This window comes from Chitinophagales bacterium (assembly GCA_041392475.1).
Taxonomy (GTDB): Bacteria; Bacteroidota; Bacteroidia; order Chitinophagales; family UBA2359; genus JAUHXA01.
This window is the reverse complement of record JAWKLZ010000001.1, coordinates 1,769,907-1,786,962: the sequence shown is the minus strand read 5'-3', so window position 1 is coordinate 1,786,962 and position 17,056 is coordinate 1,769,907. Positions and strand designations below refer to the sequence as shown.

The 17,056-nt window shown below is 38.3% G+C and carries 10 protein-coding genes; 5 read left to right on the top strand and 5 right to left on the bottom strand.

The window, feature by feature from the left end; translation table 11 throughout:
- Window positions 1-47 precede the first annotated feature (47 nt).
- On the top strand, window positions 48-2,261 hold the full coding sequence (locus tag R3E32_06470) for a hypothetical protein (protein MEZ4884368.1): 2,214 nt from the start codon (window positions 48-50) through the stop codon (window positions 2,259-2,261).
- Window positions 2,262-2,736: 475 nt separating this feature from the next.
- The gene (locus R3E32_06465; protein MEZ4884367.1) at window positions 2,737-4,233 is read left to right on the top strand and encodes a serine hydrolase; all 1,497 of its coding nucleotides are present in this window, start codon (window positions 2,737-2,739) and stop codon (window positions 4,231-4,233) included.
- A gap of 115 nt (window positions 4,234-4,348) precedes the next feature.
- On the opposite strand, the gene dnaA is transcribed toward R3E32_06465, so the two are convergent.
- The gene (dnaA, locus tag R3E32_06460; GenBank protein MEZ4884366.1) at window positions 4,349-5,776 is read right to left on the bottom strand and encodes a chromosomal replication initiator protein DnaA; all 1,428 of its coding nucleotides are present in this window, start codon (window positions 5,774-5,776) and stop codon (window positions 4,349-4,351) included.
- 315 nt (window positions 5,777-6,091) lie between these two features.
- Here dnaA and R3E32_06455 point away from each other — a divergent pair, with 315 nt between their 5' ends.
- Window positions 6,092-7,621 (top strand): DUF4301 family protein, encoded by a 1,530-nt coding sequence (locus R3E32_06455; GenBank protein MEZ4884365.1) that lies wholly within the window; start codon window positions 6,092-6,094, stop codon window positions 7,619-7,621.
- Here R3E32_06455 and R3E32_06450 read toward each other — a convergent pair.
- Window positions 7,581-8,603, bottom strand: coding sequence for a DUF2891 domain-containing protein (locus tag R3E32_06450; protein ID MEZ4884364.1), 1,023 nt, complete (start codon window positions 8,601-8,603; stop codon window positions 7,581-7,583). The genes R3E32_06455 and R3E32_06450 overlap by 41 nt on opposite strands.
- Window positions 8,604-8,757: 154 nt before the next feature.
- Here R3E32_06450 and R3E32_06445 point away from each other — a divergent pair, with 154 nt between their 5' ends.
- Both R3E32_06445 and R3E32_06440 read left to right on the top strand, forming a co-directional pair.
- Window positions 8,758-9,279, top strand: coding sequence for a hypothetical protein (locus tag R3E32_06445; GenBank protein MEZ4884363.1), 522 nt, complete (start codon window positions 8,758-8,760; stop codon window positions 9,277-9,279).
- Between the two features lie 113 nt (window positions 9,280-9,392).
- A complete protein-coding gene (locus R3E32_06440) occupies window positions 9,393-10,499 on the top strand; it encodes a VWA domain-containing protein (protein MEZ4884362.1) in 1,107 nt (368 codons plus the stop codon).
- 38 nt (window positions 10,500-10,537) lie between these two features.
- Here the strand turns inward: R3E32_06440 and R3E32_06435 are convergent, their stop codons facing one another.
- The 3 genes from R3E32_06435 to R3E32_06425 form a co-directional block, all read right to left on the bottom strand.
- Entirely contained in the window at window positions 10,538-11,779 is a 1,242-nt protein-coding gene (locus tag R3E32_06435; protein ID MEZ4884361.1) for an HD domain-containing protein, read from the bottom strand.
- Window positions 11,780-11,932: 153 nt separating this feature from the next.
- On the bottom strand, window positions 11,933-13,387 hold the full coding sequence (locus R3E32_06430; protein MEZ4884360.1) for a SusD/RagB family nutrient-binding outer membrane lipoprotein: 1,455 nt from the start codon (window positions 13,385-13,387) through the stop codon (window positions 11,933-11,935).
- A gap of 188 nt (window positions 13,388-13,575) precedes the next feature.
- Window positions 13,576-16,752, bottom strand: coding sequence for a SusC/RagA family TonB-linked outer membrane protein (locus tag R3E32_06425; protein ID MEZ4884359.1), 3,177 nt, complete (start codon window positions 16,750-16,752; stop codon window positions 13,576-13,578).
- Between the last annotated feature and the right edge of the window lie 304 nt (window positions 16,753-17,056).

Here is a 17,056-nt window from a genome sequence, read left to right as displayed (position 1 = left end):
GGCTTATCTTTGTGGATATACTTTTGGCTTTAGACAAATCAACGAGCATGAAAAACATTTTTATATTTTTTCTTTTCTTTTCTTCTTTCCATGTTTCCTTCATTGAAGCACAAACTACTCAGTGGCAGCATCTTTCGGGTAGTCATCGAATCAATAGTCTTATCCATGATGGCAATATTATTTGGTTTGGAACAGAGGCGTATGGGGTAGGTCAATACGACCGAACTAGAAACTATACTACTTACTTTAATACAGAAAACTCCAACATTCCTACCAACAATATTAGTCAAATATATTTGACTCCTAAGGGTCAGTTGTGGGCAAGAGGAGAGAACAATTGGTTTGTGTATGATGGTCAAAACTGGACGGTTTTTGATGAAACCAATAGCCCATTGCAGTCGGCTTCAAACTCTACGGCTTATGACATTGCAGGAGCAAAGGATGGAACGGTTTGGTTGATTTCATCGAATGGATTATTGAAATTCAACGGTACAAGTTGGACGACAATTGAAGTTCCCAACCAAGAATTAAATAATTTCACTTCTCAAATAGCAGTGGATGCTGATGATTATTTATGGCTGAATGGCGCCACTCATTTGCTTCAATACGATGGAAACAACTGGCGAGAATTTGTCTATCCAGAAGGAGATATCCTATCGTATAGTTGGGTAAGTGATTTGAAAGTGGATAGCGAGCAGAATGTTTGGATGAGTTTGAGTGGTTATTATCCTGTTGATTTACAAACAGGTGGCTTGGTCAAATTTGATGGCGAAAAATGGACAATTTACAGTGCCTTGGAAACGGGTGTTTCGCTGAACAGTTATTTTTTGGCGATAGATCAAATGAATAAAGTATGGGTGACTTCCAACTCCAATACGATTGTAAGTTTTGATGGACAAGACTTTGAGAGTTATTCTACGATAGTATCAAACGCAAGTATGAATCCATCTGGAATAGCAATTGACGCTCAAAATGAGGTTTGGATTGGTACAAATCGGGGTTTGGAGAAATTGCAGGATGTATGGTTTGAAGAGGTAAAAATTGCTTTTCCCGAACCGTGGCTACTAGAGCGTTTGGCAATCAAACAACATTTGCAGGCTAGTAATATTTGGTTCAAATCACTCGATGGTTTTGTGGTGTTTGATGGTACAAGTTGGACTTATGAGCCTTTTGAAGGTAAATTGGAGGTGTTTAAAACAGGATTTGGTTCTGTAGTGCCTACAACAGACGGCAGTTTTTGGAGTATTAGCCAAGATAAGATTTTTCAGTGTGTGAATAGTGAATGTGTTGAACATGCACCTTTTGACATTGGGACACAACACGGTAGGGTGAATGACGGAATGGAAGATAGGGAGGGCAATATTTGGTTTGTGGTAGATAGGCGGCAGAGGTTGTTTCGATACGATGGTGCGAAATGGACAGATTTGACCGAATCTATGAAACATTTGAACATCAGAAACGGTGAAAGCATTTACGGAATTACCGCTGACCTTAACAACCATATTTGGATTGGTACTTCAAAAGGGAACTTGCATAAATGGGATGGTGAAAGATGGACAAGTTTTGACCTCCGAGACCCACAAGATTTTTACAGCCAACAACCTATTCATGACCTCGCAGTGAACAGCAACAACCATATTTGGGTAGCACATCAGCAGTTTTTGAAGTTGTTTGATGGAGAGCAGGTGATTCAAACACTTGCTTCCGAAGACTTGGGCATCCATGAAACCAATTTTTGGAATTTGAATGTAGATGTTCACAACAATGACCTATGGGTCGGTACGGCAAGTGCAGGGATGCTTCACTTCAACGGCATAGATTGGCAACAATATACTCCTGAAAACAGTCCTTTGACTTACAATTCGATAGACTATATTTTGATTGACCCTAAAGGACACAAATGGATAGTGCCACAATATGGAGGATACGATGTTTTCAGGGAGGAAGGTGTTGCACAACTGATGATGGTCATAGAACCTGATGAGGATGAAGAATCGCATCCTGACTACACTGTGGGGGAAAATATTCCCAATCCATTTACGGATTCTACTCGAATCCCGATAGAACTCGCCGAAGCAAGTTGGGTGAAAATCACCTTATTCGATAATATTGGTCAACTCGTTGCAGAATTTAACGAGCCGCAAGTTTTGGCAGGAAAACATTATTTTGAATTGGATGGAACCCATTTGAAGCCAGATATTTATTACTATACTTTGGAAACGAAGGAGGGTAAAATAAATGGAAAGATGCTGAAACAATGATTTGGTGATTACTCAAAAAAAACTATTTAAGCGAATGCCCATTAATGTATCATTTTCATACATTAATGGGTATTTTAAATATATTCATGTCGTAGTATCTAATATAGGGATTGTTTTAGGTGTTTATACGTTTCCGTGTTTGGGGAATATATCAAAATTCCAATTAACAGAATTTCATTACTATTTACATTTAATTAAAATAAAATATTCAGTCAAGTTATTCCGTTATTTTTTGTTCATCAATACAAGAATTGTTTGTCGTGTAATCACCAAGATTAGTATTCCTTCAATGGTTTGGTATGTAGTTTGCTAATAGGAGATTAGAAAACATCTCCACACGGAGAAGAAAATCACATTTGTCCAAAGAAATTCCCTCCCATTCTTTTCAAACCAGAAAAGCATTTATTTTTTCACATTCCACTCCTCTTTCAAATCCATTTTTTTAATTCTTAACCATTAAAAAGATAGACAAGCCATGAAAAAAAGTCTGCACCTAATTGTGCTGATGCTGTTTTGTATTCAATACAGTAGTTCAGTACAAGCTCAATCAGTACAAGAACTCAAAAGTTGGAATATGGACATAGATAAGGTAGGAAAAATGCACCGATTGTTAGAAGCCTATACATGGATGAAGCAGTTTTCGGGAGTTGTTATTGTTGCCAAGGATGAACATCCAGTTTTTAAATACACCACTAGCTATGCCAATCTTGACTACAAAATACCCAACTCGCTGAACACCCGCTACAACCTCTCCAACATTACACACATCCTCACCGCAACAATTATCATGCAACTCATTGAAGAAGGTAAAATTAGTCGTTATAATTACATCAAAGAATACTTGCCTTCACTGCCATTGGGTGAATTTGAACAGATTACCATACACCATTTATTGACCCATACTTCAGGCATCAAAGATTACTACCAAACTCCAGAATATATCTCCAATTTTACCGAAATCAAAACCATAGATGACTTAACTGCCATTATCTTAAAACAACCACTTTTATTTGGAGTCGGCACAAAAGTCGAAATTTCTGAGTCCAACTATGTACTGCTTGCCAAAATCATTGAAGAATACGCCCAAAAACCCTTTCGTGAATATATGCAGGATAAAATATTTGACCTTGCAGATATGCAAGATTCAGGAGCTTATTTTTGGGATGAAATCGTTAATAACAAGGCCATTGGTTATACCTTCAAAGAAAGTGGAACTCCAAGTAGTCCTCCCAGCCATCTGGGAGCTTTCCCATTTGGTGCAGATGCCGTTTACAGCACCTCAGAAGACCTACTGAAATTTATGATTGCCTTCAATCAACACTTATTTATCACCGCCGAATCCATCAAAAAAATGTTGTCGTATGGTTTTCCTATTGCCGATGGGACAACATTTCAATATGGTTGGCGAACCAAGAAATTGGGTACACAAGATGTAATGTTTCAAAATGGAAGCATTGAAGGTTTGAGTGTAGATTTAAGACATTATCCTGGAGACGGTTATACACTTATTGTTTTGTCAAGTTACTTTGAAGACAAAGCCATAGAACTTGCAGATCACATAGAAAAGGTTTTGTATGAAGAAAATTATGTAGTTGCCAGACATCCGCTTGCCTTCTTTTTAAACGAAATCATCAAGGAAGATGGCATTGAATTTCTTGTTGATAATATAGATTTTATTCTAGAGGTCAACAACTATAAGTTAGATAAAGTATGGACGCTTTATTCACTGGGATATGATTTAATGGATACAGGTAGGATGAAAGAAGCAGGTGAAATTTTTAAAATCAACATCGCCAAATTTCCCAATCAACCAATGGCTTACGACAGTATGGGTGCATTTTACAACAAAAATGGAAACTATGAACTTGCTCTTCAAAATTTTCAGCAAAAATTAAAATTTATTCCTGGTGATAAAAGAGCTTTGTCTATGGTTAATTATTTGCTCGAAAAAATAACAACCGTAAATAATTAAGGTTATGGAGTATATAAAGACTTCGGTAGGTTAGTTTCGTAAAAAATTAATTTTCAACAAAATGCCTATCTCATCCTTTCAAAGGATAAACTACCGAAGTCTCATTTCACAATTCTCACCGACTCATATTGATTTGCTTCTGCAATTCGGTTACATCCTCTTGAAACATTTTGTCAGTTTCCATCAGGTTAAGTACAGCACGACAAGCATGAATCACCGTACTGTGATCCCTTCCGCCAAAGAATTTTCCGATGGCTTTCAGTGAGTTGTCAGTAAAACTTTTGGCTAAGTACATAGATATTTGGCGGGCTTGTACGACTTGACGTTTGCGGGTTTTACCTGTGAGTTGGTCAATCGGCACTTTGAAGTAGTCACTCACAATTTTTTGAATATATTCTACCGATATCTCTTTGGATAAATTGTTCACAAAACTTCGCACAATCGACTTCGCCAAATTGATGTCTATTTCCTTGCGACTCAAAGAAGATTGAGCCAAAAGAGAAATCAATGCCCCTTCCAATTCCCGCACATTTGTATTGATGTGATACGCCATGTATTCTGTCACAGAGCGAGGTACTTCAATGCCATCCATGTAGAGTTTTTTCTCCAAAATGGCAATGCGGGTTTCCAAATCAGGTACTTGTAGGTCAGCCGTCAATCCCCATTTGAAGCGGGAAATTAGCCGTTCTTCCATGCCTTCCAAATCTTTTGGTGGACGATCGGAAGTAAGGATAATTTGTTTGCCAGATTGATGTAAGTGATTGAAGGTATGAAAGAAAATGTCTTGTGTACGGTCTTTATTTGCAAAAAACTGGATGTCGTCCACAATCAACACGTCAATGATTTGATAAAAATTCATAAAATCATTGATAGAACCGTTTTTTACAGCGTCAATGAATTGATTGGTAAACTTTTCGGAAGAAACATACAAGACGGTTTTCTCTTTGAAATTTGCTTTCACGTAGTTGCCAATCGCTTGCGCCAAATGTGTTTTTCCCAAGCCTACTCCTCCATACAGCACCAAAGGATTGAAGGACGTCCCGCCAGGATTATTGGCTACTGCTATTCCTGCCGAACGTGCCAATTGATTACATTCTCCTTCAATGTAATGTTCAAATGTATAATTGGGATTAAGCTGAGATTCGATGTTTTTCATATCTCGAATACCAGGAATTACAAATGGATTCCTGATTGTTGGAAGAGGCTTACCTTTGTTATCCGTTTTAGGCTGCACATTGTCGTTGGCACTCGTAGGCATGTTGATGGTAAGCGGATTGGCATTGTCGTAGTTTCTATCTACGACTATTCGATATTCCAAACGTGCATCTTCCCCTATTTCTTGTCGGATTGTTTTGCGAAGCAGTGCTACATAATGTTCTTCGAGCCACTCATAAAAAAACTGACTTGGCACTTGTATGGTCAACACATGACTCTCTAACTTTACTGGTCTGATAGGTTCAAACCAAGTACGAAAGCTCTGTTCGCTCACATGCGTTCGGATTGTTTCCAAACAATTAGACCATACAGTTTCAAGAGTTTTCATCATAGTTGGCTTGGCTAAAGGTATTTATAAATAATATTTAACCACAAAACATTTAACTTCATTTGGCTATTTTCATTCAAAAAATGAAAGATTTTGAAGCAGTTTTGTGTAGTCGGTGTGAGTTAGGTTATTGAATTAGCGAAATAGCCTACGAAATTCCAAAAAATTTTTGAATAAAAGAAACAATTAACCGCTTGTTTTTCAAGAAGACAGTTGTATTATTAAAAAGCATGATGCACGCTGTTTTATTATGAAGAAAACCGTAATTTTGCTTTGAAAAGCAGTTTTTTTTCTTTAATAGCAAAATACGATACCATGTTTTCGGCAAAAGACCTCACATCTATTTCTCAAAAAGGCATCTCATTGGAAACCTTAGAGACCCAAATTCAAAATTTTCGACAGGGTTTTCCTTTCATGAATCTTGTGAAAGCTGCTACCATTGGAGAGGGCATTTTGCGCTTCAATGATTCACAAAAAAAACAAATGATTGAAAACTTTGAAGAAGCTAGCAAACACCATCGAATCGGCAAGTTTGTTCCTGCTTCTGGTGCTGCAAGTCGAATGTTCAAAGATTTATTTGAAGCCTATCAATCCGATAACTCTCTTATCCAAAAGTATCCCGCTGCTTTACATTTTCTGAATCAAATAAAACACTTTGCATTTTACGAAGAATTGAAGCGAGTTTTGGCAATAGATGGTCACAATCTACAAGATTTATTAGATACTCAAAATTACACTCCTATTTTTGCGTATTTATTGACTGCAAAAGGTTTGGACTATGGCAACCTTCCCAAAGGTCTGCTCAAATTTCATCTTTATGGGGGGAATGTTGTGCGAACTCCTTTTGAAGAACATCTCGTTGAAGGAGCTGATTATAGCCGAAATACAAATGGAAAAGTTTATCTGCATTTCACCGTTTCGCCCGAGCATCGTTCCCGATTTGAGGCATTACTGCAAAAGGTTCGTGCAAAGTACGAGGAGCTTTTTGAAGTACATTTTGAAGTGAGTTTTTCTGAACAACATGCTCACACAGATACCATTGCAGTGGATATGCACAATGCTCCATTTAGAGAAGAAGATGGCAGCATTTTGTTTCGTCCTGGAGGGCACGGCGCATTGATTGAAAACTTGAACGAATTGGGGGAAGTGATTGACATTGTGTTTATTAAAAACATTGACAATGTAGTGCCAGATCATTTGAAAGATACGACTTTCACCTACAAAAAACTCATTGGAGGTGTATTAATGGATTATCAAGAAAAAATCTTTAGCTTTTTGCAGCAGTTAGAAGTACAAAAAACGAATGAATCCCTTAATGAAGAAGTCACTCATTTTCTACAAAAGGAACTTTGTACGATTCTACCCGACCATTTTCACAAATTGACTACCTCCGAAAAAGCCGACTATGTTTACCAAAAATTAAATCGTCCAATACGAGTTTGTGGAATGGTGAAAAATGTTGGGGAACCAGGCGGCGGCCCATTTTGGGCAGAAAATGCAGATGGAAGTATTTCGCTTCAAATTGTGGAAAGTTCACAAATAAATCCCCAAAATGACGAGCAGCAATCAATTCTGCACCATGCTTCTCACTTCAATCCTGTTGATTTAGTCTGTGCTACCAAAAACTACAAAGGGGAACGATTTGACCTGCTCGATTTTCGGGATTCACAGACGGGCTTTATCACCCAAAAATCAAAGGATGGCCGTGAATTGAAGGCCCAAGAATTACCAGGACTTTGGAATGGAGCAATGGCGGATTGGAATACCGTTTTTGTGGAAGTGCCTATTCTTACTTTCAATCCTGTCAAGACGGTGAATGATTTGCTGAGAAAAGAGCATATATAGCAAAACTCGCCAACCAATGTTCTCCCGCATAATCTCCACTCGTCACATTGGGCAGCGCAGCAGCTAAATGCCTGTCTGATGCTGCCTTCAATATGCTTTGTTGAGCAATCGGCAAAGTTTTCACAACTTCTCGAAAACACCATGCTCTCGACAAATTCAAACCATCTAAATGCACCAGTTTCCCATCGCTTCTATCTGTCACCGAAACGGGTGTGAACAAATTTTCGGGATTGCCGTCTGTTAAATTGGGCAAAAACCCTTTTAGCCAAACTTCAAAATCTGTTGGCTGCAAAATGCGACTCATTAAAGCTGCTTCTTGCAGGCTTGGGGAAAAAAAGTCAAACCCATTGGGTTCCCAATTGGCAGGCGCATTTTTGTCGGTCAAAAAGAACACTTTAGCCTTTTCTTCAATTAATTTCTTCAATGCTTCATTTCCAACTGCAATGGCATAATCCCACGCAAAACTCAATCCAAAAGCAGTATTCGGATGTTGTCCCGTGCGAATCGGATAGTTAAGTTTGGGTAAAAAATCAAAATACTTTTTAATCATCAAATCGGTCAATGGCTGCAAATGTTTGTGCCAAACCACCGCATCCTCGTCCTCCCACTTCAATAAGGTTTCGGACAACTTCAACAGCCACGCCCAACCATACGTGCGCTCAAAAGTTTGGTTGTGAGGAGTATGAAAAAAAGCGACTTCTTGCTGTATGTTTTCTTTGGTAAAATGTTGGTAAATGATTTGGCGAATCTTGACAGCTTGCGGCAAGTCGGGAAACTTTTGCAGCAGCGTCACCAACATCCAATGACTGTGTACCGCCGAATGCCAATCGAAGCAACCGTAAAAAGCAGGATGCAATTGTCGAGGTGTTTTCAAATCAGCATTGCTCCCCAAAACCTGCCCTAATTTATTGGGGTATTCTCGCTGAATCCCTTGCATGGCAAGCTCTGCAAAAGATGAAACGGTGTCAAAAGTCAGTTGCATGGCAGAAAAATTGATTTGTATGGTGAATTCTGCAAAAATAGCAAACTCATTGCACTATCGCAGCAAAAATAGGGTGAATGTCAAAATATATAAGCGATGTTTTACAGTTATTGAAGCATATTTTTCTTCACTTCATCCCAAAAAATATTTCACTATGCGAAATCTATTTGTATTCGTTGTCCTCACTTATGTTTTGGTTTCCGCCTGTACCAAAGATTATGAAACTATTTCTACCATTGAAGATACTGCTACAATAGCGGAAGGAACTTACCCAAATGTTGCCGAAGAACTCTGGGTTTATTTTGCTCGTTTTGAAAAGGAAGCGGCTGAAAGGGGGCAAACAATTGACCTAAACAGTTTGAACTTAACAGCAGCTATTGAAGAGCTACATCCCGATGATGTGGCGGGTGTCTGCAATTACAATTCAAGAAATCCCAATCACATAGGTATAGACCAGACTTTTTGGAATCGTGCTGCTAGCCGATGGCGAGAAATGGTGGTCTTTCACGAACTCGGTCATTGTGTTTTGGGTAGAGGACATCGTGAAGATAACTTTGACAACAATCTATGTGTAAGCATTATGCGAAGCGGAACAGGAACTTGTAGAGATGCTTACCAAAGCAGCACAAGGGATTATTATTTGGACGAGTTGTTTGACGAAACAATTGTGCCTTAATCTCGCAACTGTAATCCTTGAACTTACCATGACTTTAAGTGTTGTAGTGATATTATAGAAAAATTTTCGTAGATTAGTTCCTTGAGAACAAATTCACCAATTAACAAAAAAACATGATAGGCTACCGTTTTGGACAATACGTTCCTGAGGAAGACAATCGTTCCACTTTCGAAAAATTGTTGGAGGCGTTTATGGAACTCCTTACCTACACTTCTGGTGATGTACAAGAAGCCTTAGACTGGCTTCAACAACTTGACGAGCAGTACAATCTGACAACGGAGGATTATACAATGGAAGATTTTATTGAAGATTTGAAAAAGCAGGGATATATTGACGGAGACGGCAATTTGCGGAATCCTGCAGGCTTCAAAATGACGGCAAAATCAGAGCAATTGATTCGCAAGCGTTCTTTGGATCAGATATTTGGCAAATTGAAGAAAGGACGACAAGGAAATCACCGTACTCCTTTTAGTGGAAGCGGTGAGGAAACTACTTCTGACCGCCGAAAATTTGAGTTTGGAGATTCTTTGGACAAAATCGCTATGACTGACTCTTTGCGAAATGCACAAATTCAGCATGGCATCAACAATTTTATGCTTACCGAAGATGATCTTGAAGTGCAAGAGAATGAGTACAAAACTCAAAACTCAACGGTGCTGATGATAGATATTTCGCACTCCATGATTTTGTATGGTGAAGACCGCATCACACCTGCTAAAAAAGTGGCAATGGCTCTTTCGGAATTGATTACGACCAAATATCCAAAAGATACACTGGATATTATCGTATTTGGAAACGATGCTTGGCAGATTCAAATAAAAGACCTTCCTTATTTGCAGGTGGGACCTTACCACACCAATACTGTTGCAGGATTGGAGTTGGCGATGGATATACTTCGACGCAAAAAAACGGCCAACAAGCAAATATTTATGATAACCGATGGAAAACCTACTTGTATCAAAGAGGGCAATAAATACACCAAGGTAAGTTGGGGCTTAGACCCAAGAATCCTCAACCGCACGCTCAATTTAGCAGGTCGTTGCCGCAAATTGAAGATTCCGATTACCACTTTTATGATTGCTACTGACCCTTATCTTCAACAGTTTGTACGGGAATTTACGAAGGTAAACAATGGCAAAGCATACTATTCGGGATTGGATAAATTGGGCGAGTTTATTTTTGAAGATTATGAAAGGAATAGGAAGAAAAGGGTGAGGTAAATACAGTTTCAAACCCAAAGCAAAGTCCAAAATCGCCTCTACTTCAATGTTTTTCGTACAATTTCTGGATAACAAATATAATGCTTCACTACAGGATTTGCCAACATTTCAATATTGAAATAGTCAGAAGCATCGGTAATATTTTTAATGTTTTCATCTTTGTACAAAATATTGATTTGAGAGCCTTTGTGCGTGTAAGCACTGTTGCTCGTTTCTCCTACAAAAACCAAATAGCAGGCATCTTCCGAGCTAATTTTGTATTTTTTGGCGACAATTTGAGTGTATTCCTCTACTTTTTGTGGTGAAATCAATTCGTGTCCCAATTCTATCTTCAATAGTTTTCGCTGCATAATTCCTTTGCACAACTCCTTCAATACGATATCTTTTTGATAAAATTGCCAAACCTTAATAGATGCCAAAATATCCGTATCGTCTAACAAAGCAAATTTTTCAAGTATATTTTCATGGTTGTAAAAATCCTCTAAACTGAACTCATTTTGAAGAAAAAACTGCAAAGCAGGAGTTGCAAACAGCTCATGTCCATTTTGAATCAATTTTTTGGCTCTTTGCAAGATTTTAAGCAACATCAATTCTGCTGCAATAACCGTTTTGTGAAGATACACTTGCCAATACATCAATCGGCGAGCAATCAAAAATTTTTCGATGGAATAGATGCCTTTTTCCTCCACGACCAAATGATTGTTTCTGACTGCCAACATTTTGATGATTCTATCCGAACCAACAACTCCTTCTTGTACGCCTGTAAAAAAACTATCACGACTCAAATAGTCCAACCTATCCATATCCAGTTGACTTGATACCAACTCGTGTAAAAAAGCTTTATGATAGTCACCTTTGAAAATTTCAATCGCCAAATCCAAACGACCTCCAAACTCTTTGTTCAATCGTTCCATAAACAAAAGCGACAACATTTCGTGTGGAACGTGGGCCACAATACTGTGTTCCAAAGCGTGAGAAAATGGGCCATGTCCAATATCGTGCATCAAAATAGCAGTAATTGCAGCTTTTCCTTCTTCTTGGTTGATTTTCACTTTCTTTGCCCTCAATCCTTCAATTGCTTGCTTCATCAAGTGTGTTGCACCAAGGGCATGATGAAAACGTGTATGCAATGCGCCAGGATAAACCAAAGAAGTAAGCCCTAACTGTTGAATCCGTCTGAGTCGTTGAAAATAAGGATGTTCTATGAGGTTGAACACCATTTTGTGGGGAATATTGAGGAAACCGTAAACAGGGTCGTTGATGATTTTTTTCTTGTTCAAAGTGAAGTTTGTGTTTAAAAAAAATTGAAAGATGCTTTATTTTGTATATAACATTCGCTTCGATGCTTTGTTTCCAAACAAAAAAAAGCCCCGACCTTACGGTAACGGGACTTTCATTTATCCAAAAAATAGAAGTAAAAAATTGTTTAATACTTATCTCATTATCCACCACATTTCATTTCCAAATACACCACTTGCATCATCAGAAAGTCCCTGACTTTCAATTGCAGCCTGTAGGTTGGTTTCATTTACCAAATATTCAGAAGTTGGATAGGCAAAACGGTGAGGAATGCCTCTACCAGGATAGACAGATTGAGGAACCTCCTGAATTGAAGCAGGATATTTGGTTCTTCTGTATTCAGTATAAGCTTCTGGACCATTTCCAAAAAGAGTAATCCATTTATGCGTAATAATCGCTTCTAGTGCATCTGTATCGTAAAAAGCACTTGCTGCATCCATATAGTCTTGATCTGCAGAGACTCCCATTTTATCCATAGAAGCAGTGATTCCATCCATATATGCCTGTTTATCATTCATTGCCTCTGCTTTGATGAACATTAATTCAGCATAGGTAATAATGCAAGTAGGAGCAGTAGGGTCGTCTATGAAAGCACTGCCTACATAAGAAACAGCGGTTAAGCGCACAGGCTGAACAGAACCATTTGGCTGGCCAACATAGTTTCCTTCATCATTAGATGCTGCAATTACAGGAAGACGAGGATCATTGATAGATGATAAAAGGTCAACCATAGTCTTACTTACTGCGTGATCCACACGGTTATCTATGTTGCGATTCTCATAAATAGGATTTGTTGTATCTGCTGCGCCACTTGTGTAATACAAATCTGCATCATCCGCATTGCTTGTCATCAAATCACCAGAATTCAAAAGCGCAGTCAAAGCACTTGCAGCGGCAGCATCTTTGTGCTTGTAGCGGTTCAAAATTCTTGCACGAAGTGTATTGGCAAATTTGCGCCATTTGCTAATATCACCACCATACAATACATCTCCTTGCCCCAAGTCATCTGCACCTTCGTCAAACATCGATGCGGCAGTAGCTAATTTTTGTTCTAAATCTTTATAAATCGATTCCTGTGTGTCGAATTTAGGCTGAATAGCCTCTGTACCTTTCAATGCTTCAGAATAAGGAATATCTCCCCACATATCTGTCATCACACTGAAATAATATGCCTGCATCACCATTGCTGCAGCTTTCATATTCGGTTCATCTGACCCAGTTTTGTTGATAATGATTTGCAGGTCTTGTAAAGGTCCTGGAACAACTAAACCACTAGTCAATAATGCCCCTGCATACAGGCGTCCCCAATGACTATCAAATGCATCACTACGATAAGCATATTTGTCTTCATCAATATACTGAATTTTAGCATACTGTTGAGACCACAAACCTGCATAGGTCATGTTAAAATTCTCTCCAAGAATTCTTCTGGTTCCACTTGTAATGGACGAAACTAATAAGTTGGTATTGGGAACCGCAGTTGGTTGATTTGGATTGACGTTCATTTGCTCAAAATCATCTGTACACGCAGTAAAGGTGAGGGGTATGAGCATGATAATTAATAAAAATTTGATTAATATATTTTTCATTTTATTTTATTTTTTGATAAATGGATATCTCCAGTGACCTGCTTACTTTAATAAAGTAAGATTGGAAATGGAATGTATCTGTCATAAAGAACTTCACTCTCCACCTAATAAAAATCTATTCGGTGGAGAATGTAAAGTCTTTATTAAACAATCAAAACATTATTTGATTAAAATTATAACTATATGGATTAGAATCCAGCACTCAAAGTGATACCAAAGGTTCTTGCAGATGGCAATTGACCAAACTCAAAACCTTGAACGCCATATTCATTACCAAAAGAAGTTTCAGGATCAATATGAGGTGCATTTGAATCAATCAACCACAAATTACGACCATATACTCCCAAAGACAATCTTTGGATAGGTGTATTTTTGAATACAGAAGAAGGGATACGGTAGTTCAAAGTTACTTCACGCAATTTGATATAACCCCCATCAAATACAGAACGATCATGACCAGCTAATGCATAGTAGAAAAATGCATTCCAACTTTCGGCATCCATAGGCACATCATTTGGACGGTAAGTACCATCACCATTGTCAATAACCCCTTCGTAAACATAACCATTCATGATTTCATCAGTCGTATTGCGACCTTCCAATGATTCCTCTAGTACTCCCGAGTAACGTCCCCACATATTGGTCATTGAGAAAATATCTCCACCTTTTTTGATGTCAATCAAGAAGCTCATATCCAAATTTTTGTAGCTAAAGCTATTGCGAATGCCTCCCAACCAATCAGGTTGAATATTTCCCAATACAGCATTACCTTCAGGATCCAATTGAGGTAAACCACCATCTAATACCAATTGTCCATCATGATATAAGGCTTTTCCTCCTCTAAAAGTACCATAAGGTTGTCCTTCACGAGCTTCCAAATCTAAGCCCCAATAGCGCCCAATACGAACTGCATCTACCCCATCAGGAAGATCTTTTACAGTAGAAGTATTTTTAGACCAGTTCAAAGTTAAGTCCCAAGAAAAGTCTGTTGTTTTGATAGGAGTTACATTCAACATGACTTCCACACCATTGTTCTCAATAGTACCAGCATTCAAGGTACGGAAAGAATAACCAGTAGTTGGAGAAGAATCCACTGAAAGAATTTGATCATCCGTAGCAGCATTGTAGTAAGTCACATCCAAACCAACTCGGTTTAAGAACATTCTCGATTCCAACCCTACTTCAATAGAAGTCGTGCGTTCTGGTTTCAAAACCGCAGGAGGAAGGTTATTACCTTCTGTAAACCTTGGAACACCATTCCAAGATGTAGCAGATTGGAAAGTAGTTGCCAAGCGATAAGGATCTGTATCAGAACCCACTTGTGCCCAAGATCCTCTCACTTTCAACAAATCAAAATTAGAAGAAAGTCCCAATGCTTCTACCAAAGATAGACTCAAGTTGACAGATGGATAGAAATAAGAATTTTCTGCTACAGGCAATGTAGATGCCCAGTCATTACGTCCAGTTACATCTAAGAACAAGAAATCTTTGAAGCCCAAAGACAACATACCGAATACAGAATTCACTTCTTTTTCGTTAGTGACTTGCTCAACTAATGGGTTACCATTGGCATTACCTACGTTGTAAATATCAGGTACTGTCAATGATTCAACAGTAATAGAACTACGAGTATAATCCAATTTACGGTGATTAGCCCCTGCAATGAAGTTTAGATTCAAATCATCCGACAATTTGCGGTCAATATTCAATGTTATTTCAGAGTTGAACTCTTTTACATAAAATTCATCTTCTTCAAAACGGCCACTTGGGTAATCTGCTGTACCTTGTGCAAAAATACGTTTTCTATTTTCCGAGTAAAGATCTGTCATCACTTTACCTTTCAAGGTCATCCAATCTGTTATTTTGTATCCTGCTCCTAAGTGTCCAGTAATACGGTCACGCTGTGTTGGTTTCACGTTTTTGAAAAGTGTGAAGAAAGGATTGTTTTGGTAGTTGTGATTCCAGTTGTACACATTTCCATACTCATCAAATGTATTCCAGTTAGCCCGCAAATCTTTTGTATCAATTTGACGACCAGACCAAATAAACTGCTGCAAAATGTTATCACCAGCATAACCCGTACCAGGACGGTTATCTGAAGATGTATTGGTATAGATAATATTGGATTCTACATCAATCTTAGGCCCTACATTTACACCAAAGTTCAAATTTACACTGTTCTTTTTGTAATCTGTATTAGGAACCATACCTGTTTGATCTACATTTGTATAAGACAAACGAGCGTGTACATTTTCTGCATTACTTGAAATCGCAACATTATTAGTAATCGCCACTCCCGTTTCAAAAATATCTCTAACGTTATCAGGTTGAGCTACCCACGGTTGTTGTGCACCACTGTACTGATCCAACAATGCAGCCTCGCCAGTTTCGTCAATCTCACCATCACCATCGTTGTCTATGCCATCGTTTTCGTTGATGCTAGTATCAAAAGAAGGTCCCCAACTTTCATCTACCCCATCATTCAAACCACCTCCAGCACCATCTACATAAGAGAACTGATGACCTACACCTTGACCAAATTTGTTTTGGTAGTCAGGCAACTTGAAGGGATTGGAGAAAGCAACATTACCTGAGTAATCTACACTCCAACCTTTCCTAGCACCTTTACCAGTTTTGGTAGTAATCAAAATTACCCCATTTGTTGCACGAGAACCATACAATGCAGAAGCATTAGGACCTTTCAATACAGTAAGAGATTCAATATCTTCTGGGTTCAAATCAGAAGCAGCATTACCATAATCTACTGAACCTAATCCATCATCTGTGTGGTAGGTACCATTGTCAATAGGTACACCATTGATAACAAATAATGGTTGGCTATCACCACGTATAGAACTTGATCCGCGAATAACTACACGAGAAGAAGATCCTACACTACCAGAGGCACCAGTAATCTGTACACCAGATACCTTACCAGAAAGTGCGTTCAAAACGTTGGCATCACGAGCACCTGTTAAGTCATCTCCACCTACTTGTTGAACAGAGTAACCCAATGCTTTCTTCTCCCGAGAGATGTTCAAAGCGGTTACTACTACCTCTTCCAAGTCAACACCTGCTTTTAGGTTAACATTGAAAGTAGTTTGAGAACCAATATCTAATGTTTGGCTATCGTAGCCCACATAAGATACTGTCAGCTTTTTTGCATCAGCAGGAACTTGTAAAGAAAATTTACCATCAATGTCGGTAACTGTTCCAACAGTAGTTCCCGTTACGACAATACTAACGCCAGGTAAAGGCTCGCCATCATCAGCGATAGTTCCTGTAACGGTACGTCCCTGTGCAAAAACTTGAAATTGCACACAAAGTGCAAGCATAAGAATGCAAAATCCGTAAAATCTTTTCATGCTTTTCTTTTTTTGTGAAAAATACATTAAAAAATAAATAGTATTATTATTTTTTTATTTCAATCATAGATGTCTTTTCATGTAGTCATCTAAGCATATTTGTGTAGGAAGTTCCTCACATAATTATGTAGGAATAAAGGTGCAGATGGTTGCATACTTTATACTAAAAAAGATGTTTTTTAACATTTAGGAAACAATAATTTTACATTTTGAATATAAGGAAGGTAGGAAATTTGCAATATAAAAATATTGAAAATCAATATTTTGAATAAAAAATGCTAAACATTGCAAAAGGAGACCTGAG